Annotated in this window: 19 protein-coding genes; 9 read left to right on the forward strand and 10 right to left on the reverse strand. The window is 74.0% G+C overall.

Features of this window, described 5'->3' with window-relative positions; translation table 11 throughout:
* The first annotated feature begins 111 nt into the window (after window positions 1-111).
* Both ABZ404_RS24510 and ABZ404_RS24515 read left to right on the forward strand, forming a co-directional pair.
* Window positions 112-705, forward strand: coding sequence for a helix-turn-helix domain-containing protein (locus ABZ404_RS24510; RefSeq protein WP_358834157.1), 594 nt, complete (start codon window positions 112-114; stop codon window positions 703-705).
* A complete protein-coding gene (locus ABZ404_RS24515) occupies window positions 699-1,433 on the forward strand; it encodes a DUF2993 domain-containing protein (RefSeq protein ID WP_358834156.1) in 735 nt (244 codons plus the stop codon). Before ABZ404_RS24510 ends, ABZ404_RS24515 begins: the two co-directional genes overlap by 7 nt.
* A gap of 47 nt (window positions 1,434-1,480) precedes the next feature.
* Here the strand turns inward: ABZ404_RS24515 and ABZ404_RS24520 are convergent, their stop codons facing one another.
* The gene (locus ABZ404_RS24520; RefSeq protein ID WP_358834155.1) at window positions 1,481-2,161 is read right to left on the reverse strand and encodes a beta-glucanase; all 681 of its coding nucleotides are present in this window, start codon (window positions 2,159-2,161) and stop codon (window positions 1,481-1,483) included.
* A gap of 389 nt (window positions 2,162-2,550) precedes the next feature.
* Here ABZ404_RS24520 and ABZ404_RS24525 point away from each other — a divergent pair, with 389 nt between their 5' ends.
* Both ABZ404_RS24525 and ABZ404_RS24530 read left to right on the forward strand, forming a co-directional pair.
* Window positions 2,551-2,754: a cold-shock protein gene (locus tag ABZ404_RS24525; protein ID WP_067161837.1), complete on the forward strand. Its 204-nt coding sequence runs from the start codon at window positions 2,551-2,553 to the stop codon at window positions 2,752-2,754.
* A 340-nt stretch (window positions 2,755-3,094) separates the two neighbouring features.
* On the forward strand, window positions 3,095-4,621 hold the full coding sequence (locus tag ABZ404_RS24530) for a DEAD/DEAH box helicase (RefSeq protein WP_358834154.1): 1,527 nt from the start codon (window positions 3,095-3,097) through the stop codon (window positions 4,619-4,621).
* A gap of 56 nt (window positions 4,622-4,677) precedes the next feature.
* On the opposite strand, the gene ABZ404_RS24535 is transcribed toward ABZ404_RS24530, so the two are convergent.
* The 3 genes from ABZ404_RS24535 to ABZ404_RS24545 all read right to left on the reverse strand — a co-directional run bounded on the left by ABZ404_RS24535 (window position 4,678) and on the right by ABZ404_RS24545 (window position 7,153).
* The gene (locus ABZ404_RS24535) at window positions 4,678-5,088 is read right to left on the reverse strand and encodes a GntR family transcriptional regulator (protein WP_358834153.1); all 411 of its coding nucleotides are present in this window, start codon (window positions 5,086-5,088) and stop codon (window positions 4,678-4,680) included.
* Between the two features lie 137 nt (window positions 5,089-5,225).
* The gene (locus tag ABZ404_RS24540; protein WP_358834152.1) at window positions 5,226-6,212 is read right to left on the reverse strand and encodes an ABC transporter permease; all 987 of its coding nucleotides are present in this window, start codon (window positions 6,210-6,212) and stop codon (window positions 5,226-5,228) included.
* On the reverse strand, window positions 6,209-7,153 hold the full coding sequence (locus ABZ404_RS24545; protein ID WP_358834151.1) for an ABC transporter ATP-binding protein: 945 nt from the start codon (window positions 7,151-7,153) through the stop codon (window positions 6,209-6,211). The genes ABZ404_RS24540 and ABZ404_RS24545 overlap by 4 nt, the downstream gene beginning before the upstream one ends.
* A gap of 235 nt (window positions 7,154-7,388) precedes the next feature.
* On the opposite strand from ABZ404_RS24545, the gene ABZ404_RS24550 reads away from it, so the two are divergent.
* Window positions 7,389-8,060 (forward strand): DUF4232 domain-containing protein, encoded by a 672-nt coding sequence (locus ABZ404_RS24550; RefSeq protein WP_358834150.1) that lies wholly within the window; start codon window positions 7,389-7,391, stop codon window positions 8,058-8,060.
* Between the two features lie 18 nt (window positions 8,061-8,078).
* Here ABZ404_RS24550 and ABZ404_RS24555 read toward each other — a convergent pair whose 3' ends face one another.
* Window positions 8,079-9,200 carry a sulfite oxidase gene (locus ABZ404_RS24555; protein ID WP_358834149.1) on the reverse strand — a complete coding sequence of 374 codons (1,122 nt, stop codon included), beginning with the start codon at window positions 9,198-9,200 and terminating at the stop codon, window positions 8,079-8,081.
* Between the two features lie 236 nt (window positions 9,201-9,436).
* Here ABZ404_RS24555 and ABZ404_RS24560 point away from each other — a divergent pair, with 236 nt between their 5' ends.
* Complete coding sequence (locus ABZ404_RS24560) at window positions 9,437-10,819, forward strand: FAD-binding oxidoreductase (RefSeq protein WP_358834148.1); 1,383 nt, start codon at window positions 9,437-9,439, stop codon at window positions 10,817-10,819.
* 202 nt (window positions 10,820-11,021) lie between these two features.
* Here ABZ404_RS24560 and ABZ404_RS24565 read toward each other — a convergent pair whose 3' ends face one another.
* The 4 genes from ABZ404_RS24565 to ABZ404_RS24580 form a co-directional block, all read right to left on the reverse strand.
* Window positions 11,022-13,292 carry a SpoIIE family protein phosphatase gene (locus tag ABZ404_RS24565; protein ID WP_358834147.1) on the reverse strand — a complete coding sequence of 757 codons (2,271 nt, stop codon included), beginning with the start codon at window positions 13,290-13,292 and terminating at the stop codon, window positions 11,022-11,024.
* A gap of 109 nt (window positions 13,293-13,401) precedes the next feature.
* On the reverse strand, window positions 13,402-14,784 hold the full coding sequence (locus ABZ404_RS24570; RefSeq protein ID WP_358834164.1) for a hypothetical protein: 1,383 nt from the start codon (window positions 14,782-14,784) through the stop codon (window positions 13,402-13,404).
* 217 nt (window positions 14,785-15,001) lie between these two features.
* Window positions 15,002-16,057, reverse strand: a complete 1,056-nt coding sequence (locus ABZ404_RS24575; protein ID WP_358990896.1) for an SDR family NAD(P)-dependent oxidoreductase — start codon at window positions 16,055-16,057, stop codon at window positions 15,002-15,004.
* A gap of 186 nt (window positions 16,058-16,243) precedes the next feature.
* Window positions 16,244-17,614 (reverse strand): amidase family protein, encoded by a 1,371-nt coding sequence (locus ABZ404_RS24580; protein ID WP_358990874.1) that lies wholly within the window; start codon window positions 17,612-17,614, stop codon window positions 16,244-16,246.
* Between the two features lie 310 nt (window positions 17,615-17,924).
* Between ABZ404_RS24580 and ABZ404_RS24585 the strand changes: the two genes are divergently transcribed.
* Complete coding sequence (locus ABZ404_RS24585; protein ID WP_358835233.1) at window positions 17,925-18,509, forward strand: hypothetical protein; 585 nt, start codon at window positions 17,925-17,927, stop codon at window positions 18,507-18,509.
* Window positions 18,510-18,645: 136 nt separating this feature from the next.
* Entirely contained in the window at window positions 18,646-20,169 is a 1,524-nt protein-coding gene (locus tag ABZ404_RS24590) for an alpha/beta hydrolase (RefSeq protein ID WP_358835234.1), read from the forward strand.
* A gap of 117 nt (window positions 20,170-20,286) precedes the next feature.
* On the opposite strand, the gene ABZ404_RS24595 is transcribed toward ABZ404_RS24590, so the two are convergent.
* Entirely contained in the window at window positions 20,287-21,300 is a 1,014-nt protein-coding gene (locus ABZ404_RS24595) for a helix-turn-helix domain-containing protein (RefSeq protein WP_358835235.1), read from the reverse strand.
* A gap of 52 nt (window positions 21,301-21,352) precedes the next feature.
* Between ABZ404_RS24595 and ABZ404_RS24600 the strand changes: the two genes are divergently transcribed.
* Entirely contained in the window at window positions 21,353-21,772 is a 420-nt protein-coding gene (locus tag ABZ404_RS24600) for a cupin domain-containing protein (RefSeq protein WP_358835236.1), read from the forward strand.
* Window positions 21,773-21,933 lie beyond the last annotated feature (161 nt).

Raw genomic sequence — 21,933 nt, forward strand, 5'->3', positions numbered from 1 at the left:
CGACCGGCGGAAACCTCCCCGCCGCACACCGCCGGCAGCCGCCGGACCATCTGGTCCATCCAGGACCAGATGGTCTGTTACGGTGGCGTGACCAGGCCAGGGGAGGACCGCATGCCACGCCCGACGCGCGCCGAACTCGACGCGGAGATCGTCGAGGCCGCCGCCGCGCTCTTCACCGCCCAGGGGTACCTCGGCACCTCCGTCCAGGAGATCGCGGACCGGGTCGGCTACTCGAAGACCGGGCTGCTGCACCGCTTCCCCTCCAAGGAACGACTGCTCGCCGCGACGCTCATCGGCCCCCTCACCGAGTTCGCCGCGCTCCGGGCCACCTGGGGCGCCCTGCCGCAGGGGTCCGAACGGCAGCTGCGGGCCTCGGCCGATCTGGTCGATCTGGCGCTGCGCCACCGCTCCCGGCTCGCCCTGCTCTTCAACTCCGGGCTGCCGGTGCTGCCCGGCGTGCTCGCCGGAGTGGCGGGCCTGGGGGATCTGGGCGACCACCGCACGGAGACTCTGGCCGCCTTCGCGGACGCGGACGACATGGCGGGCACGGTCCGGGCGCAGCTGGCCGTGACCGGCCTGGTCAGCACGGTCGCCGCGCGCCAGGACCTGGCGGACGAGCTGCTGCGCGCCCCGCTCCTGAGCGCCTTCCGTGCCGCGTGCGGCATCTGCGCGCACCCCGTCCCCGAGGAGGGGGCCCCGTGCTGAAGGCGCGTGCCGCGGCGGGTCGGGCCCTGCGGGGATGGCGCAAGTACGCCGTGGCCGTCGTGGTGCCGGCGGGACTGGCCGTGGCGGGGGACCGGGCCGCGGCCGCCTGGACGGAGCACCGGACGGCCGACGCGTTCCAGAAGGCGCAGGGGCTCCCGTCCGCACCCCATGTGGAGGTGCACGGCTTCCCCGTACTGACCCAGTTGGCCGGGGGCACCCTCGACCGCGTCGACATCGAGGCCTCGGACATCCCCGCGGGCCGCGACGGCGGCAGGCTCCCGATCACCACCCTGAACGTCGAACTCGACCACCTCCGCCGCTCCTCCCACGCCTCCGAGGCGCACGCCGCCTCCGCCAGGGCCACCGCCTTCGTGTCCTACCGGGACCTGTCCCGCGCGCTCGGCATCGACATCGGCTACAGCCGGGACAGCACCAGGTCCGAGCCGCGCGTCGCGGCCACCGCCTCGCTGCCGCTCTTCGGGAGGGTCGGGGCCAGCGCGCGCGTGGAGACGGCGGGCGGCCGCACCCTGAAGCTGCGGTCCGTCAAGGCGGGCGACGACCTGCCCAAGGCGGTGCGCGGGATCGTCACCGGCATGCTGGAGCGCGAGATCGAGCTCGACGGCATCCCGGACGGCCTGGCGCTCACCTCCCTCACCACGACACCGGAAGGGCTCACCGCGACGCTCTCCGGCAAGGACGTCACCTTCCGTACGGATACGCGCGCCTGAGACACCGTCGGGCAGCTTTCAGGTGACGAGGTGTCATGAAGCCCGCGTCATACGGTGGTTGAGTGCTCCCGGTACACCCGTAGCGCGGGCACCTCGAACGACATCTCCGACACCTCGGGAGCGGGCCGCGGGTGGAAACGGCCCGCGCTGACCGAGAGGTTGACGATGAGGTGGGCGTGCCAGCGGCGCCCCACCCCCTTGTGGTCGGCGAAGACCGGCGCGCCGTTCACCCACCAGGTCACCGAGCGGGCGCCGAACTCGACCCTCAGATCGAGGAGGGCGCCGGGGGCGACCGAGGGGTCGCGGTGGGAGTGGTGGGCGTCGCGGACGTGGTTGGTCAGTTCCAGCAGGTCGGGGTTGTCGGGGTGGTACTCGAACACGTCGACCTCCTGGCCGCCGTCCCGCCAGGTCCAGATCGCCGGCCAGGCCCCCTGCTCGCGGGGCAGCCGGACGCGGGCCTCCAATACGTCACCCGCGCGCACCAGGAAGGCCTCGTCGCTGCCCTCGGTGGTCAGCAGCCCCGTGTTCCACAGCCCGTCGGCGCGGCGCCGCGCCCGGAACGTGCCGCTGCGGCTGTACTCGGCGTCGGGCACCAGATGGTCGAGCTTGTCGTCGCCGGGGTTGACGGGACCGCCGTCCGGATACGCCCAGGACCGGCCCGCGACCCACTGCGCGGGAGAGGTGAAGTCGGCCGTGAGGACAGGGGACCGGGGGGCTTCGGGAAGCACGGTCACACTCTGGCACAGGCCGGGTGCGCACCGTGGCGCCTTCCCCGCGTTGCCCCGCGTCTCCTCCCCGTACCCCGAAAGTATGCTTTACGTAAGCAAAGGCCAGGAGGGGCAGGATCGGGGCGTGTCCAGGGGGTTTTCCCCGGGGGATCAGGGATTCTGCGGCGTACGGCTGAAAACTTCGGCATTTGCTGTACGCCGCGGCCGACCCGTGCTACTGTTGATCTCAGTTGCAGTTGTGGTTCCCAAAGACTTCAAGTGCCTGGGCGGGCAATCTTCCGCCGGGCACTTTTGTATTTCCGGTGCTTTCCGGACGGGGTAATCATCGCGGCGACGCCGGGGTTCACACAGTGTGGACTCCAAGGGCAATGCCCCGAAGGAGATATGACATGGCTACTGGCACCGTGAAGTGGTTCAACTCGGAAAAGGGCTTCGGCTTCATCGAGCAGGAGGGTGGCGGCCCGGACGTGTTCGCCCACTACTCGAACATCGCCACCCAGGGCTTCCGTGAGCTTCAGGAAGGCCAGAAGGTGAACTTCGACGTCACGCAGGGCCAGAAGGGCCCGCAGGCGGAGAACATCACCCCCGCCTGAAGCCACTGAGGCACAGGTTTGACGCAGCTGGGGCCCGCACCTTGTGTACGGGCCCCAGCTCGTTGCTGTCTCCAGGACACGCGGCCGTACGGCCCGTGTCCCGCGCGGTGTGGACGGCACTCCACGACCCGCGGCACACCGGGCACCGCCCCGCCGCCCCCGCCGGGACCATCCCCGCGGGTCGGCGCACGGCAGGTATTCCGAGGCCCGGCGGCGGCCCGCGACGACGCGGCCGAACCGGGCTCGTTCCCCGCTTTTCTTTCGGCTCGTTCTTGCGATTCCCCGGCAGTGGTCTCCGCCGCGAATTCCTCGATACGTGCCCTATCGAGGAAGGTTCTGCATGAACCGCTCTGCTCGCACGAATGACCGCTCCTACGGCGCCCGCAACGGTTCCGGATCCGGTGGCGCCGAACGCGGCGGCGCCCGCTACCGCGCCCAGGCCCAGAACCGCTCCGCGGGCCGCGGCCGGCGCCCCGCCGCCCCGCAGGGCGAGTTCACCCTGCCCGTCAGCGTCACCCCGGCCCTGCCCGCCGCCGAGGCGTTCGCCGACCTGGACATGCCCGCCCCCCTGCTGGCGGCGCTCGCCGACCAGGGCGTGACGGAGCCGTTCCCCATCCAGGCCGCCACCCTGCCGAACTCCCTCGCGGGCCGTGACGTCCTCGGCCGGGGCCGCACCGGCTCCGGCAAGACCCTCGCCTTCGGCCTCGCGCTCCTGGCCCGTACGGCGGGCAAGCGCGCCGACTCCAAGCAGCCGCTGGCCCTGATCCTGGTCCCCACCCGCGAGCTCGCCCAGCAGGTCACCGACGCGCTCACCCCGTACGCCCGATCGCTCAGGCTGCGCCTGGCCACCGTCGTCGGCGGCATGTCGATCGGCCGGCAGGCCGGGGCGCTGCGCTCGGGCGCCGAGGTCGTGGTGGCCACCCCGGGGCGCCTCAAGGACCTCGTCGAGCGCCGCGACTGCCGTCTGGACCGGGTGGACATCACCGTGCTGGACGAGGCCGACCAGATGGCCGACATGGGCTTCATGCCGCAGGTCACCGAGCTGCTCGACCTGGTGCGCCCGGACGGGCAGCGGATGCTCTTCTCCGCCACCCTGGACCGCAACGTGGACCTGCTGGTACGCCGCTACCTGAGCGACCCGGTGGTCCACTCCGTCGACCCCTCGGCGGCGGCGGTCACCACGATGGAGCACCACCTGCTGCACGTGCACGGCGCCGACAAGTACGCCACCGCCACGGAGATCGCCGCCCGCGAGGGCCGGGTGATCATGTTCCTGGACACCAAGCACGCGGTCGACCAGTTCACCAAGCACCTCATGAGCAGCGGGGTACGGGCCGCCGCGTTGCACGGCGGCAAGTCGCAGCCGCAGCGCACCCGCACCCTGGCCCAGTTCAAGGACGGGCAGGTCACCACGCTGGTGGCGACGAACGTGGCGGCGCGGGGCATTCACGTCGACGACCTCGACCTGGTGGTCAACGTCGATCCGCCCGCCGACCACAAGGACTACCTGCACCGGGGCGGCCGTACCGCCCGCGCGGGTGAGTCCGGCAGCGTCGTCACCCTGGTCACGCCCAACCAGCGGCGCGACATGACCCGGCTGATGGCGGACGCCGGCATCCGGCCGCAGATCACCCAGGTCCGCTCCGGCGAGGCCGAGCTGAACCGGATCACCGGTGCGAAGGCCCCCTCGGGCGTCCCGATCGGCAACGCGCCGGCGGCCGAGCGCCCCAAGCGCGGCGGGGCCCCGTTCCGGGGCATCGGCACCACCCCGGGCCGCCCCGGCCGCTCCGGCGGGGGCCGGCGGACCACCGAGGCCCAGCAGCTCGCCGAGGCCCGCAAGGCGGCCCGCGTACGCCGCTCCGCCTAGCCGGAACCCAACCCGGAACCGTACGCGGACGCCGTCCGGCCCGGCCGGGCGGCGTCTCAGCGGGCAGGCGTGTGGGTGGGCGTACTCGCCGGAAAGACCTCGGCGAGCAGCGCGTCGAACAGCGTCGTCACGTCGTGCTCGGTCAGGCCCTCCGCCCGCGCCTCGCGCAGCCACTCCCCGAGCCGGGCGCGCAGCGGCGACTCGGGGGCGGTCTGCGGGGTGGCGAGCGAGCGGGTGATGAACGTCCCCGCGCCCTGGCGCACCTCGACCAGACCGGCGCGCTCCAGCTCCCGGTAGGCCTTGAGCGTGGTGTTGGGGTTGACCTTCGTCGTGGCGGCCACCTGCGCCGCCGTCGGCAGTTTGTCGCCCTCGGCCAGGGCCCCCATGCGCAGGGCCTGCTCCACCTGGTGGACGATCTGGAGGTAGGCGGGCAGGCCGCTGCGGCGGTCCACACGGAACGCGACCATCGCACCTGCCTCCTTCGGTGGGAATCCCTGTCGGTCGCGCGCCCCGGAAGTCACGGGACCCGGGGCGCCGACACCTTGCGTACGGTGACGTACAGCCTATGCCCGGCCGGGTGGCCGGGCCGGGCCGGACGGCCGCGCTAGAACGCCTGGCGGCGGGTGCGCCACACGGCCACGGCGAGCAGGACCGCGCTTCCCGCCGTGAGCAGAGCGGCCGCGGTCCACTGCAAGGTGGCCATCTGGTCGTAACCGAAGTAGTCCCACACCGAGTTGACGATGCCCTTCTGGGCGCGGCAGCGCTCGGGGCTCGCGTTGTCGACGCAGGTGCCCCACCCGTAGAGCCTGCCGGACGCGGTGCCGATCCACTGGTCCACCTGGACGGCGCCGTCGAGCACCGCCGGCTGGTCGCTCTCCAGGGGGAAGGCGATCCGGCGGGGCGTGGCGAGGTGCGGTTTGAGGTAGTCGAAGGCCACCGTGAAGGCGAAGGCGCCGAAGAAGGTCAGCGTCATCGCGGTCACCGCGCGGCGCACCAGCGCGCCGATGGCGATGCCGAGCGAGAGCGTGAACAGCGCTCTGGTGAGCAGTACAGGGCCCGTGTTGTCGAAGATCGTCCCGTCCAGCCAGTCACTGGAGACGAACGGCCGCGCGGCATGCCAGTACCAGGTCAGCAGCGTGCCGAAGACGGCGGTGGTCAGCACGACGAGGCCCAGCGCGAAGCCGAGCTTCCACAGCAGCCAGCGCGAGCGGGGCACCGACTGGGTGGTGACCAGCCGGGCCGTGCCGTTCTCCTGGTCCGCGGCGAGCAGCGGGGCCCCGAGGAAGACGCCGAAGAGCAGGGGGAGATACCCCACGTAGGCGGCGTAGTTGTTGAAGGTGTCCGACATCCGCATGCGCCGGGCGCCGTCGAAGTCGTCCACGGAGGTGGCGGGCCAGCCGCCCGCGTGGGCCTCGTCCAGCAGCGCGCCGCGCTCGTGGATGATCAGCGCCGCGCCGAGCAGGGTCGCCACCGCGCAGAGGATCAGGACGGCGCGGTGCTGGCGTGCCACCAGCCAGAGCAGTCCGCGCAGCCTCCTGGGCCTGGTGCGGGCGGGCTCCCTGGTGGCGAAGGGGCGGGTGAGGGTGTTCATACGGCGTACTCCTCCTGGTGGCCGGGAGCGGCGGCCGGGGACAGCAGCGCGGGCGCCTGGGGGTTGCGGAGGTAGGCGAGCAGCACTTCTTCCATGCTGGGCTCGGCGAGCTGCCAGTCGCCGGTGAGGCGGCCCTCGGTGCGCACCATGGCCGTGAACTGCCGTCCCGCAATGCGGGATTCGATCACGGTGTGGGTGCTCAGGGCGGCGGGCAGGCCCTGGTCCGTGGTGACCCCGGTGACCAGGGTGTGCATCGGCACCAGCTCGTCCGTCTCACCCGCCATCCGGACCCGGCCGTCGGCCAGGACGAGGAGGTAGTCGCACATGTGCTCAAGGTCGCCGAGGATGTGCGAGGACATCAGGACCGTGGTGCCGCGCTCGACGGCCTCGGACATCAGCAGCGAGCTGAGCTCGTCGCGGGCGACCGGGTCGAGATCGGCCATCGGCTCGTCCAGGAGCAGCAGGTCGGGCCGCTTGCCGAAGGCGAGCGCGAAGGCCACGCGGGTGCGCTGGCCGCCCGAGAGGCTGCCGATCCTGGCGCCCATCGGGACCTGTCCGCCCCGCACGATGCGCTCGGCCGCGTCCTGGTCCCAGCCCGGGTTGAGCTCCCGGCCCAGCCGCAGCGACTCGGCCACGGTGAACCGCTTGAACATCGGCTTGTCCTGGGCGAGGTACGCGAACCGGGGCAGCGCGGCGGGGGAGCCGGCCGGGATGCCGAAGATGCGCAGCTCGCCGGTGCTCGGCTCGACGAGCCGGGTCGCCAGGTTGAGCAGCGTGCTCTTTCCGGCGCCGTTGGGTCCCACCAGGCCGCAGATGCGCCCGGCCGGGAGCCGGAAGGTGCAGTCCCGCAGGGCCCAGCCCCGGCGGTACTTCCTTCCCAGCCCGCGTGCTTCCAGGGCCCAGCGGGTGTCGGCCGCGCCAGGTGCGGTCAGGTCGCCCACGCCTCCCCCTTTCCATGATTCCACTAGTTGACTAGTGGAATCATGGGGTCGGGGGCGAGGAGGTGTCAAACCCCCGGGCGAGCCCGGCCGGGCGGCCGAAACCGCTCGATCGCCCCCTGGGGCCGCGGATTGTCACCGTCGTGCCACACCTCGCGGTCCGCGCGAACCATCGCCGCCGCCAGGGTGTGTTGTTCGGCGAGCGCCGGGGTGTACCGGCCCTATCCTCGGAGGAGTCATGGACTACTCACTTATGCGTCGCGTGATCACGACGGCCGCGACGGCCACGGTGGCCGGTGTCCTGGTGGTCGGCTGCGAGCCCGGTGGCGGCAACGGATCCGGGTCGGGCGCCGCCGCGTCCCCGGTGATCCCCACCGCCGAGGCCACACCGCACACCACCGCGCCCGGCACGAAGCCCCCCACCCACCCGGGACCCGCGGGCAGCACCAAGCCCAAGCACGCGGCCCCCCAGTGCGCCCTCACCGACCTGAAGGTCACCCCCGCCCACCAGTCGGCCGACCGCCCCCAGGGCACGGGCCTCGGCGCCGCCGTCGTCGGTTTCGCCAACACCTCCGCGCACCCGTGCTCGGTGAAGGGGTTCGTCACCGTGACCGGCGCGGGCAACGGCGCACCGGACAAGAACGTCCCCCTGGCCGTCACCCCCACCGGCACCGCCTCCACGGTCCTGCTCGCCCCGGGAGCCCGCGCCTGGACGAAGCTCACCTTCGTGCAGGTCCAGGGCGAGGCCGACGGGTACTGCGTGTCGGGGGCCGAGCCGTCCTCGTACCCGACCCTCGTCCTCGGGGTGCCGGGTGCCGGGCGCCACCAGACGGCCCTGGACGACGGTGTGTTCGCCGAGTGCGACAACAAGGTGAAGGTCACCGCGCTCTCCGCCACCAAGCCCTCCTGAGCCCGGGTCCCGGCCCGCTCAGCCGGCCTCGGGGCAGAACACCTCGATCCGCTGGACCAGGTTGTTGGCGAAACCGCCGCGGTTCCAGGGCTGGGTGAGCGGCTGGGTGGCGCCCCCGGCGTCGGTGGCGCGAGCGCTCAGGACATGGCTGCCGGGGGTGGCCGTCCACAGCGCCCGCCAGCGGCGCCAGGCCCAGCCGTGGCCGACCGCCGGGGCCAGCTCGGCCTCGGACCAGCCGCGCCCGCCGTCCGTGCTCACCTCGACGCGGGTCACCGGCGCCCGCCCCGACCAGGCCCGGCCCTCCAGCAGCACACGGCCGGGGCGGACCACCCGGGTGCGGGACATGAAGTCGGGGAAGCCGGGCGGGATCATCAGCGCGCGCGGGGCGATCCGGGTCACCGGCTCGCCCGGTTCCCCCGCCGACTGCCGGTAGCGGTAGGCCACTTGCTGCTGGAAGCCGGTGAACGGCGTCGCGGTGAGCGTGATGGCCCGCAGCCACTTCACCTGGGCCATGCCGTACCACCCGGGTACGACCAGGCGCAGTGGATGGCCGTGCTGCGGCGGCAGCGGGGCGCCGTTCATCTCGTACGCCACCAGCACCTCGGGATCCCGACCGAGGGCCTCCGCCAGCGGGAGGCCGCGCTGGTAGTCCTGCTCCACCCCGCGCTCGACGCCGTGGTCCGCGCCGGTGAAGACCACCTCGACGGCATCCGGCTCCACCCCGGCCTCGGCGAGCAGCAGCGTGCGCAGCGGCACCCCCGTCCACTCCGCGGTTCCCACCGCCTCGGTCAGCCACGGCTGGCTGACGGGACGCGGGGTGAGCAGCGCCCGGCCGTTGCCGGCGCACTCCATGGTCACCCGGTGGGTGACCGCGGGGAAGGAACGCAGGGCCGCCATGTCCAGGGTCAGCGCGGTGCGCACCCGGCCGTCCACGGTGAGTTCCCAGCTGTCCGCGTCGGCGTACGGGATGTCGTAGTGGACCAGGACGTAGTGCAGCCCGGGCGGGGTGACGTCGTAGCGCAGGGCCTCCAGGGGCAGCCCGTGGTTGCGGGCCGCGAGGGCCAGCTCCTCGGGGCTGATTCCCTCCGCCGGGTCGGCGAGCCGGCCCGGGGTGCTGATGTCACCGAAACGGGCGTCCATCCCCCCATCGTGCGCCCGCGGCCCGTCCCGGTCATCTCCGGAGGCGGGAGCGGGAGCCGGGGATTGCGAGTCCCCGGTCGCGGCGGGACGCTTGAGGTGTCAGCCCTGTGGCGCCCGTCAGCGGCCGATACCCGTGGGGACGCCGGGGCACCGGCGCGCGAGAACCCACCGGCGGCCCAGCAGGGGAAGGGCCGGGCGGGTCCACGGACCTGCCGTGCCGCGGCAAGGAGATCGTCATGGACGGCACGACGCTGGAGGCGATGCGGACCGTGCTGCGCGGTCCGGTGATCGGCCCGCAGGACCCGGGGTACACCGAGGCGCGCACGATCTACAACGCGATGATCGACCGGCGGCCGGCCGCGGTCGTGCGGTGCGCGGACGCGGGCGACGTCATCGACGCGGTCGACTTCGTCCGCGACCACGGCCTCGAACTCGCGGTCCGCGGGGGCGGGCACAGCGGGGCGGGCCTGTGCCTGGTGGACGACGGCGTCACCCTCGACCTGTCGCCCATGCGCTGGGCGCGCGTCGACCCTTCCGCGGAGATCGCGCAGGTCGGCGGCGGCTCCCTGATGGGCGATCTGGACCACGCGGCGCACGCGTTCGGTCTGGCCACGCCCGGCGGCATCATGTCGACGACCGGCGTCGCGGGGCTGACCCTCGGCGGCGGCCACGGCCATCTGACCCGCAAGTACGGGCTGACCATCGACAACCTGCTGGCGGCCGACGTGGTGCTCGCGGACGGCAGCTTCGTCACGGTCAACGAGCGCAGCCACCCCGATCTGTTCTGGGCGCTGCGCGGGGGCGGCGGGAACTTCGGCGTGGTCACCTCCTTCACCTTCTCGGTGCACCCGGTGCACACCGTGGTGCTCGGTGTCACCGTGTGGACGCTGGACCGCATCGGCGACGTCCTGCGGTGGTACCGCGAATTCCTGCCGCAGGCGCCCGAGGACCTGAACGGGTTCTTCGCGGTGCTCGTCGTCCCGCCGGGGCCGCCGTTCCCGGAGGAGATCCACGGGCAGAAGATGTGCGGAGTGGTGTGGTGCTGGACCGGCGACCCCGACGAGGCCGACACGGTCTTCGCGCCGGTGGCCGAACCGGGTCCGCCCGCCTTCCACTTCACGGCTCCCATGCCGTATCCGATGGTGCAGAGCATGTTCGACGAGCTGATCCCCGCGGGCCTCCAGTGGTACTGGCGCGGCGCCTTCTTCGACCGGATCACCGACGGGGCCGTCGACGTCCACGCCAAGTACGCCGAGGGCATCCCCACCGACCTGTCGACGATGCACCTGTACCCGGTCGACGGCGCCGCCCACCGGGTCAAGCCGGGCGACACCGCCTGGGGCTACCGGGACGCCGTCTGGTCCGGGGTCATCGGCGGCATCGACCCCGACCCGGCCAACGCCGAGACCGTCCGGCAGTGGTGCGTGGACTACTGGGAGGAGCTGCACCCGCACTCCATGGGCGGCAGCTATGTGAACTTCATCGGCGCGGGGGAGGGCCAGGAGCGGGTGAGGGCCACCTACCGCGACCAGTACGACCGGCTGGCCGCGGTGAAACGCGCCTACGACCCGCACAACCTCTTCCACGCCAACCAGAACATCGAACCGGCGCGCGGCTAGCGGCGGTTCGCGCCCCGGCGGGCCCGATCACACCGGCAGGAGCCGGGTGACGAGATCGCCGAGCTGCCGGGCGTCGCGGCACACGCGCGTCTCCACCACCGCGGCGTAGGCGAGCGCCGCGGAGTCCCCGGTCGGCCACAGGGACACCGGCTCGGGGTTGAGCCAGTACAGCCGGCGGGCACGGTCCGCCGGGCGGGGTGCGTCAGCGTGGGGCGCGGCGGGTGGTCAGCAGGAGCGCGATGTCGTCCGGGCGGTCCGTGGTCTGCCGGGCCTCCTCGATCAGCAGGTCCGCGGTGCCGCCCAGGGACGGGCCGGTGCGCCGGGTGGGAGTGGCAGCACGGGACAGGGACGCGCGCAGCCGCTCGACGCCCTCGTCGATGTCGGTGCCCGCCCGCTCGACCAGCCCGTCGGTGTACAGGGCGAGCACCGCGCCCGGCTCCAGGCGCAGGTCCGCCACCGGGTACACGGCGTCCGGGGCCACCCCGAGCACCACCCCGCCGGGCAGGTCCAGGACCTCGGCGCGGCCGTCGGGGTGGCGCAGCAGCGGCTGCGGATGCCCGGCGCGTGCCGCGCGGGCCTCGCCGGTGAGCGGGTCGAGCCGGATGTAGCAGCAACTCGCGAACTGGCCCGGGTCGAGGTCGATGAGCAGCCGGTTGGTGCCGCTCATGACCTCCTCGGGCGGATGCCCGCCGAGCGCGAAGGCCCGTACCGCGCTGCGCAGTTGGCCCATGGTGGCCGCGGCCTGCACCCCGTGCCCCTGGACGTCCCCGATGACCAGGGCCAGCCCGTCCCCGGCCTCCACGACGTCGTACCAGTCGCCGCCCACGTCCATGCCCTGGGTGCCGGGCAGATACCGTGCCGCCGTCTCCACCCCGGGATGGGCTGGGAGGCGGTGGGGGAGCAGGGCCGCCTGGAGGCCGCGGGCGAGCGCGGCCTCGGTGTCGTAGCGCTGGGCCCGCTCCAGGGCCTGGGCGATCAGACCGGCGAGCGCGGTGAGGACCGTGCGCTCCTGCGGGCTGAAGCCGCGCGGCCGGTCGAAGCCGAGGATGCAGGAACCGACGGGGCGCCCCGAGGCGATCAGCGGCAGGAAGGCGCGGGCGCCCTCCTCGGCGTCCAGGGGGATGCCCGGATAGGCGGCGGCGAGCTGCTCCATCGACTCGAAGAACAGCGGGCGGCCGTGGGTGAGCGTGTCGACCCCGGGCAGCCGCGCATCCAGCGCCACCCCGTCGAAGGGGTCGAGGAAGCCCTGGGGGAAGCCGCTCTCCCAGGCCAGATAGAGGTGTCGGTCCTGGAGCAGGTAGAGGGCGAGGCGACGGCCCCCGAAGGCGGGGAGCAGCTCCTGCATCACCACGGCGGAGACCTGGCGGGCGGTGACCGCCTCGCTCAGCGCCAGGGCGAGGAAGACCGGCGGGTAGAGGGACTCCGCCCCGGCCGCCCGGTCGGCGGGCGCGGCCGGAAGGCCGTCGGGCGCCGCCGGGGCCGGCAGCGGGCCGAACGGGGTGGCGCCGGGCTCGCGGCCGTCGCGGGCCCCGGCGCCGGGCGCGGGGGCGGCCCCGGCGGCGTCCGCGTCCCGGCCCGCCGGGACCACCGTGAACGTCAGCCCGTCGGCGCCGGGGTAGACGGACAGCGAGAGCCGGTCGCCGTACCGCTCCCCGGTGTATGGGTCCGCGCCGGGCGGCCGCGGGCGCCGTACCTGGAAGTGCACCGGTTCCCTGGACAGGAGCGCGCCCCGCAGGTGGTCCTGGCAGGTGGGCTCCTCCAGCCAGGGCGCGGCGTGTCCCAGGGGCTGCCCGAGGAGTTCGCTGCGGGGGCGGCCGAGGAGCAGGGCGGCGCGCGGGTTGACGTAGCTGATCAGGCCCAGCCGGTCCAGGGTGAAGACGCCCTCGGGGAGCAGGTCGGCGGCGTGCTCCCCGGCCGCGCGGTCGGCCGGCGCCCCGTCGGCCAGGGGCGCCACGCACAGCGGCTCGCCGTCCCAGACGACCTCCGGGCCCTCCTCGTCCAGTGCGAGCAGAGCGGCGCCCAGGCCCTGAGCGGCCTCGGTGAGGCGGTCGCGGTCGCGGGGAGCGGAGGTGGCGTCCGGCGCGGCGGGACACAGCACGGTCAGGACGCCGTACGCCGTCGACGCCCCCACGACCGGTACGTACACCGAGCCGAAGCGGAACGGCAGCCCGGCCGCGAGCTGGGGGTAGCGGCGCATGGTCTCGATGGGGTCGGCGAGCTGGATCTCGACGCCCAGCCGATGGGAGTCGGCGACCGGGAAGGGCCGGTCCACGTGCATGCGCCACCAGGGGCGGAACAGCGGCCCGGGCAGCCCCGCGAGCACGGCGAGCCGCAGCAGTCCGGGGGTGCTGGAGCGCAGGTACACACCGCCCACATGGCCGCCGACGGCGCGCATGCCCTCCGCCACGGCCCCGGTGAGCAGTGCGGTCAGCTTTCCCGGCGCCCAGCGCCGGCTCTCGGCGCTCTCAGTCATCTTGTCTGCCCTCGTCCGCGCGCCGCGCGGTAGGTGATACAGCAAGAATGCGCCACGGAATGGGGGGCCCGCACCTCGTGGCCCCCCACCCGGAACGCGTGCGCGCGCTCTAGCTCGCCGCGTGCCCCTTGGCCAGCGGCCACTCGCGGTGCAGGGCGCCGAGCGGGATGCGGCGCTCGAAGACCGGCGTGCCGAACAGGGACAGCTGGAAGTGGAGCTGCCCGCTGAGGTCGAACCCGCCGTACACGGCCCAGGCACCCGACACGGACGCCTTGCCGTCGGTGGACGCGGTGGCCGTCACATCGGCCTCGCCGCGCAGATAGGGCGCGAAGTCGGCGCTGACGCCGACGGCTCCGTACAGGCCGACGGATGCCTCGGCGCCCATGGCGCCCTTGACGCGTCCGGCCGCGCTCACGGTGGCCGTCACCGGCGAGCTGTGCACGGCGGAGGTGCTGACGGGCGTCCAGCCCTTGCCGGAGGCGTAGCTGCCGCCGACGCGGAAGTCGCCCTTGACGTCCTGCGCCACGTCGAGGGTGACGCGGCCGTCGGCCTCGACCTGGACGTAGCAGATCAGGTCGAGGTTGACGACGACCGGGACCGGACCGACCTGGATGACGGGCGCGCTGTGCAGCTTGGCGAACGGGATGCGCTTGGGCGCGCCGGTGCCCGCGGCAGCGCGGCCCTTGAGCGCCCACTGCGAGGACCAGTCGCCGCTCATGCCGAGGAAGGCGGAGCGCGGCCCGGTGCCGCTGCCGCCGTCGTACGCGAACTCCACCTCGGGGGCGAGCTGGACGAAGCCGGAGACCGAGGCGCCGGCGGAGGCGGGGGCGTCCTTGGCGGTGTCGACGGCGGCGTTCACGTCCAGGCGCAGATTGCCCAGGGGCAGCTTGGCGCCCTTGGGGCCGAAGGTGAGGCCCTTGCCCTTGGCCCAGGAGAAGGTGACGCCCTTCATCAGGGGCTCGACCTTCACCGAGGACGGGTCGACCGGGACCTTGCCGTCGGCCTTGTCGTCCTTGAGGACGGAGGCCAGCGTGGTGGAGGCGGTCTTGACCTCGGTACCCCGGTCGGTCTTCCCGACGACCTCGGTCACCTTGGCGAGCAGTCCGTTGGGAGCACCGGGCGCCGGAGCACTGGCGATGACGTCGCCCACGGCCACGGGCTTGTCGGGCGCGGGCGAGTGGCCGGGCGCGCCCGTGGGGCGCCGGGCGGGCGTGGATATGACGGCCCGTCGGCTCGTCCGGTCGTAGGAGGCGACCTTCAGCGAGGACTTCTGCGGGCGGCCCTTGCCGGTACCGGGGCGGGCCACCGCCGTCGGCGCGGACGCCTCCTGCGGCGCGGCGGCCACGTCGAGCTGCCGCGTGTCGTCGGCGGCCACCGGGATGGTGGCGGTGCTGCCGGGCTGTGCCGCGGTGCTGTGCCCGGAGGAGGAACAGCCGGTGGCGGCGAGGGCCAGGGCGGCCAGGCCGGGCACCAGGAGGCGGGTGGTGAACATGCGCACGGAGTTGTGACCTTCGGATGGGAGGAGGGGGGTCGTTACTCGGGAGTAACGCGAAGGTGATCATGCCATGCGCGCGCGGCGCCAGTCATCTTGAGTTCATGCCAACTCGTGGGCGCGGCAAGACGGTTGAAGCTTCATTTACGTAGGGGGAGGCGGAGGGGACCAGGCAGACGCGGGAGGGGGCGGGCGGTCCCCGCACCGCCCCTCTCCGTCAGGCGCTCGGCGCGAACGCGTCCACCCCGGTCAGTTCGGCAGAGAGCCGCCACAGACGTGCGGCCTGGACCGGGTCCGTCGCGTGGGCGCTGACGCCGGGGGTGAGCGCGTCGCGGCCCACCTCACCGTCCGTCGGGCCGTCGCCCGGCACCGCGGGCTCCGCCACGTCGCAGTCCTCGCAGTACACACCGCCCAGACCCGCCAGCCGCGGGGAGGTCGCCGCCCACACCTGGGTGGCCGCACCCTGCTCGGGCGTCTTGAACGACCCGGCCACGTTCCCCTCCTCGTCCACCCACCCCGCGTCGAGCATCTCCTCGCGCGAGACGTGGCGCGTCAGGGGCGTGAGGATCTCGCCCGGGTGCAGCGCGAACGCCCGCACCCCCGCGTCCCGGCCCCGCGCGTCCAGATGGACGGCGAAGAGCACGTTGGCCGTCTTGGCCTGCCCGTACGCCAGCCACTTGTCGTAGCCTCGTGTGAAGTGCACGTCGTCCCAGCGGATTCCGGCGAGCTGGTGGCCGCGCGAGGACACCGCCACCACCCGCGCCCGGCCCGCCGCCAGCGCCGGCCAGAGGCGGTTGACCAGCGCGAAGTGGCCGAGGTGGTTGGTGGCGAACTGCGCCTCCCAGCCCGGCCCGACCCGGGTTTCGGGGCAGGCCATGACGCCGGCGTTGCCGATCATGAGGTCGATGGCACGACCCGATGCCAGGAAGCGGTCGGCGAAGGCGCGGACGCTGTCCGGGTCCGCCAGGTCCAGGGTGTCGACCTCGGCGCCGGATCCGACGCCGCCCTCGGCGCCGAGGAGACCCGCCAGTGCCTCCCGCGCGGCGGCGCGGCGCCGGGCGGGCACCACCACCCGGGCCCCGGCCGCCACGAGAGCGCGCGTCGTCTCCAGGCCGAGCCCCGAGTAGCCGCCGGTGACGAGGGCGAGCCGGCCCGTGAGGTCGACGCCCCGCACCACCTCCTGGGCGGTGCTGCGGGGGCCGAATCCCGATCCGATCGCGCGCTGCGGTGTCGTCGGGGCGGGCGCGCGGTTGGTGTCGTGCGTGTCGTTCATGTGGTTCGTGGCGCTCGTGTGGTTCGTACGAGTCGTGGGAGAGGAGGGGTGCGCTGTCATGCCGACGACGCTACGAATTGGAGTGCGCTCTCAGTCAAGCCCGGCTCTTGAGCCCGGGCTTCAGGTCCAGCCCTGAAGCCCGTCCCTCAAGCCCCGCCCTCAACGTCCAGTCTTCAATTCCGGCCCTCAACCCCTGCCCTGACCGGTGACCGGCGCGGTGCGCTTCCAGGGGTGGGTGCCCTCCAACTGCGCCACCACGTCGAGGAGCCGGTGCTCGGAGCCCGGCCGGCCGACCAGCTGGACCGAGCCGGGCAGACCGGTCGGCAGCGTGCCGAACGGCATCGCGAGGGCGGGGTACCCCGAGAGGTTCCACGGCGGGGTCATCGGCGAACAGGCCGTGTTGACCAGGACGTTGGCCAGCCAGCCGCGCTCGTGCCAGGCGTCGGCCGCCGGGCCGCGGCGGGCCAGCGCGGGTGTCAGCAGGATGTCGTACTCCTCGAAGAAGGGCGCCAACCGCCGGTTCAGCGCGCCCCGGTGGTCCGCGCGCAGCATCCCGAGCCGCCCGGCGGCCCGCCCGACCGCCGCGTGGCGCCGGGTGCGCGCGGTGAGCAGCCGCGGATCGAGCCCCTCGGCGTCCTGCGCGGTGCCTCCCGTCCAGCGGGCCAGGACGACCGCGCCGAAGGTGAGGGGGTAGGGCGGATGCGCCACGGACACGCGGTGCCCGGCCGACGCGAGCGCCCGGGCGGCCCGGCGGGCGAGCGCGGCATGGGCGCCGCTCACCCGCACCCCGGCGATGGGGCTGCGCGTGGAGACGGCGATCCTGAGCGGGCGCGGCGGGTTCGCCGGATCGCCGTCGCCGGGCGGTGTCTCGCCCGCCAGCACCGAGAACATCAGCCGCGCGTCGGCCGCCGTCGTCGCCAACGGGCCGTTCTCCGACATCCCGAACCAGCCGCCGCCGAGGTCGGCCGGGACGCGTCCGGTGCCGGGCTTGAGCCCGACCAGGCCGCAGTGCGCGGCCGGTATCCGCAGGGACCCCATACCGTCGTTGCCGAGTGCGAGCGGCACCAGGCCCGCCGCGACCGCCGCCGCGCCGCCCCCGGACGAGCCACCCGCCGTACGCGACGGGTCCCACGGGTTGCGGGCGATGCCGTGGACCCCGTCGGTGGTCCCGAAGACACACAGCTCCGGTACGTGCGTGAGCCCCACCACCACCGCGCCCGCCGCCCGCAGCCGGGCGACAGTGACGTGGTCCTCGGCCGCGGGGGTGTCCGGGGTGGCCGCCGAGCCGTTGCGGGTCGACTCGCCGCGTACCGGAAGGTTGTCCTTGACGGCCACGGGAACACCGGCGAGGGGCAGCCGGGACAGGTCGGTACGGGCACCTACCGCGTCCGCCTCCGCTAGGGCGGCCGCGGCGCGCACCACGCGGAACGCGCCGACGCGTCCGTTCCGCGCGGCGATCGCCGCGAGGTGGTCGGCGGCCACCTCGCGCGGGGTGACCACCTTCTGCCGGACGGCCTCGGCGATCTCCACGGCGGTCCGGCCTGCCCACTTGGTCACGGTGGCTCCTCGGCGCTGCTGGCTCGGTCACGACAACGGGAGGCCACTGTGTACGACCCTGGTGGCTTCTGTCGATACCCATGGATCTCCGCCGCCGGCGGAGCCGGAACGGCCGGGTCCTGGACTTGGGCAGGGGGGTAGGCCCGGAAGGCCGCGCGGCGCCGCGTGCCGGCCGGGGCTCGCGAACCCTGACCGGCGCCGCGCCGGGCCGTTTTGTCCTCAACCGCCCTGACCTCGGATGATGGCAGCCGGGCGGCTGACCAGACCGTCGGACGCTCGTCGACCCCGACCCCCTCCCACAGGAGCCTCCTTGTCCTCCCACCAGCCGCCCCGGCACACCTCACCGACCCGTAGCGGATCACGTGCCGTGGTGCTCGCCCTGGCCCTCCCCCTCCTCGCGGCCGTCGCGACCGGCCCGGCCCAGGCACAGCCACGGCCGGCCGTGGCCACGTCCTCCACCCGCCCGGCGCCGATCACCGCCACCGTGACCGAGGGACAGGTCAGGGAGGTGGCACGGGGCGGTGTGCTCACCTACCCCTCCGTCACCAGCTGTCTGACGGTGACGGTCCGGCTGCGCGGCGGCGGACTCGTCGGCGCCCACGCCAGCCTGTTCCAGGTGCCGGGCGAGCTGCGGTCCGACGCGATCCTGCCCGCGCTGCGCAGGGCCGTGGCCGGGCGGCCCGTCGCCGCCGTCGAGGTCCGGGGCGCGGTGGGCGCCTGGCACCCCGGCTACTTCACGCGGGCGATCGAGGCGTACGGCGAGGGGGAGGCGGTGCCGCAGCCCGAAGGCCGGGACTTCGCGGGGCTGGCCGACGCGGTCGCACTCCGGCTCAGGCAACCGCGTGCCCTGGTGACGGTCGAGGACGTGCCGGACGGCGACCAGATCGTGCGCTGACCCGCGGACGCCCCGGGCCGCCCGGAAGAGCGCCGCGGGTGCCTCCTGGGGGTTCGAGGGGTTCGGGGGATATCCCCACCCCGGTCGGCCTGCCTGCCGGATGGGACCACGGGGAACCCTCAACCACCCTTGTCGCATGACGACTTACCGCACCAGGGGCCTCGCGATCGCCCTCACCCTCGCGGCCGCCACCACGGCCCTCACCGCCACCGCCGCCCCGGCGGCCCAGGCCCGCTCCACCGGAGCCGGGGCGCCCGCGTCCGACGCGCTCGACTGGAAACCCTGCGCCTTCGACGGCGCCGTGAGCGGGCAGGAGTGCGCCTCGCTCCCCGTACCGCTCGACTACGCCCACCCGCGGGGCCCCGGCCTGACCGTCGCCGTGTCCCGGCTGCGCAGTCAGCACCCGGACAAGCGGCGCGGGGCCCTGCTCGTGATCCCCGGCGGGCCCGGCGGTTCCGGGGTGCGGCAACTGGCCGAGCAGGGGCCCGCGTTGCGCACGGAGACCGGCGGCGCCTATGACGTCGTCAGCCTCGATCCGCGCGGCGTGGGCGCCAGCACCACCGCGAGCTGCGGACTCTCCGCCGACGACCGCATGCTGGTGAACCTGCGGTCCTGGCCGGGCCCCGGCGGCGACATCAGCGAGAACGTCGCCCGGTCCCGCCGCGTCGCCGAGGCCTGCGAGCGCAACGGGGGCGCGGTCCTGCGCAGCTTCACCACGCGCAACGAGGTCCGCGACATCGACCGCTTCCGCCAGGCGCTCGGCGAGCGCAGACTGTCGGCGTACGGCGTCTCGTACGGGACCTATGTGGGCGCGGTGTACGCGCAGTCCTACCCCCAGCACACCGACCGCTGGGTGCTCGACAGCAACGGCGACCCCGACCCGCGCCGCGTCGAGCGCGGCTGGCTGGCGAACATGGCACCGGCGGCCGACATCCGCTTCCCCGACTTCGCGGCCTGGGCCTCGGACCCGGCCCGGGAGGCCCAGGGGCTGCGACTGGCCCAACGCCCGTCAGACGTACGGCCGTTGTTCCTCGCGCTGGCGGCGAAGCTCGACGTACAGCCGAGGGAGACGACCACCAACGGTGTCGCGCTCACCGGCAACCACCTGCGCCAGGCGCTCCAGCTGGCCCTCTACTCGGACAGCTCCTTCCCCATGCTGGCGCGCCTGGTCCAGCAGGCCCAGGACCCCGCCGTGACGCCGGTCCTGCCCCCGCCGCTCGCCGAGCCCCTCAGCGACCAGGACGCGGCGGCCACCGTGGGGGTCATCTGCAACGACGTGAGCTGGCCCCGGCGGACACCCGGGACGTACGAGCGGGCTGTCGCGGCCGACCGGCTCCGCCACCCGCTCACGGCGGGCAGTCCGGTCAACATCGTGCCCTGCGCCTTCTTCAAGGAGGGGCCCGCCGAGAAGCCGGTCCGCGTCACCGACGACGGCCCGTCCAACATTCTGATGATCCAGGGCCTGCGGGACCCCGCGACGCCGTACTTCGGCGCCCTGAAGATGCGTCGGGCCTGGGGCGACCGGGCCCGTCTGGTCACCGTCGACCACGGCGGCCACGGGATGTACCTGGACAACGGCAACGCGTGCGGCGACCGCGCGGTCACCACGTTCCTCACCACGGGGGAGCGCCCCGAGAAGGACACGTACTGCGCGGGCTGACCCCGTCCCCGTCCCCGTCCCCGGCCCTGGCCCCGTCCCCGGAGAGACGGGTGCGGGCGCGCGGGTGACTCCTCCGCAGGCGGCCGGATGCCGTCCGCGTGTGCTGTCGTCCTGCCGTCAGCCCGGTACGGGCGCCGGTTCCGGCCCGAAGCGCCGCCGGTACGCCGAGGGGCTCAGGCCCGTCTCGCGGCGCAGCCGGGACCGGAGGTTGGCGGCGGTGCCCAGGCCGCTGCTCCGGGCGACCACGTCGAGCCGTCGCTCACCCCGTTCGATGAGACGGCAGGCGAGGGCGATCCGCTCGCTGATGAGCCAGGCCAGCGGGGTGGTGCCGAGCTGGACGCGGAAGCGGCGGTGCAGGGTGGCGGGGCTGACGGCCGCGCGGGCGGCGAGGTCGGCCACCGTGAGGGGTGCGCCGAGCCGCTCCTGCGCCCAGGCGAGCACCGGCGCCAGCGACTCGTCCGGGGTGTCCGGCACCGGCCGCTCCACGAACTGCCGCTGCCCGCCGTCCCGGTGGGCGGCGAACACCAGCCGCCGGCTCACCGCGTTGGCCACCTCGGCTCCATGGTCCCGGCGCACCAGGTGCAGCCCCAGGTCGAGGGCGGCGGCGCTCCCCGCGGAGGTGAGGATGTCACCGTCGTCGACGAACAGCACGTCCGGCCGCAGGTCGACCGAGGGGAAGCGGGCCCGGAACGCTTCGGCCCACTGCCAGTGCGCGGTGGCCCGGCGCCCGTCGAGGACCCCGGCCTCGGCCAGGGTGAAGGCGCCGCTGCACATCCCGACCAGCCGCGCCCCGCGCGCGTGCGCCCGCCGTACGGCGTCGAGGACGGCGGGGCGCCGGGGCACGTCGGTGTCCGGCCGGTTGGGCACGATCAGGGTGTCCGCGCTGTCGGCCGCGTCCAGCCCCGCGACTCCGGTGAGCGTGAAGAACCCGTCCCGCATCAGGGTGTCCGTCTCCGGGGCGCACAGGGTGAAGTCGTAGAGCTCGCGGCCGAGTTCGGGCCTGCGCAGCCCGAACACCTCGGTGACGCAGCCGAGCTCGAAGGGGTTGGAGTTCTCGTCGACGATCACGACGACCCGGTGGGTGCGCGACGCGTGCGTCCCGTGCGTCCCGTGCGAGGAATCTTGCGGCATGTGCGATTTCTAGCACTCACGGCGGGGCGGTGGCACATCCGAGGATGGGCCCATGAGCAACCACCCCGTCACCGACGACACCCCCGCCGCCCGGCCCATCGCCCTCGACCGTGCCCTCGCCTCCTTCGACGCCCTGTGGAGTCCCCGCGTCGTCACCCGCGTCAACGACTACGACGTACGGGTCGCCAAGGTCGAGGGCGAGCACATCTGGCACGTCCACGACCACACCGACGAGTTCTTCCTGGTGGTCGACGGGGAGTTGCGCATCGCGCTGCGCGAGGACGGCGGGGAGCGGACCGTGACGCTGACCACCGGCTCGGTCTTCACCGTGCCGCGCGGCACCGAGCACAAACCCTCCGCGCCGACCGGTGCCTCGATCCTCATGTTCGAGCCCAGCGGCACGCTCTCGGTGGGAGACCGCCACGAGGAGGTGCCCGCCCACGTCGACGCGACGACCGGGCACGCGCTCTGACCGCCCGCGTCCGGGCGGAGGGCCGGTGACGGCGGTGATGGCCTCGTGGGCACAGTGTGCGTGCCGCAGATGAACACCCGCACCGCGAAAGCCCCTTCCCTCCCCGGCTGATCATCTGACATCTTGCGTCCACCACTCGTTTCGTACGACCCGGTAGGTGC

The organism is Streptomyces sp. NPDC005878 (assembly GCF_040629815.1).
Classification (GTDB): domain Bacteria; phylum Actinomycetota; class Actinomycetes; order Streptomycetales; family Streptomycetaceae; genus Streptomyces.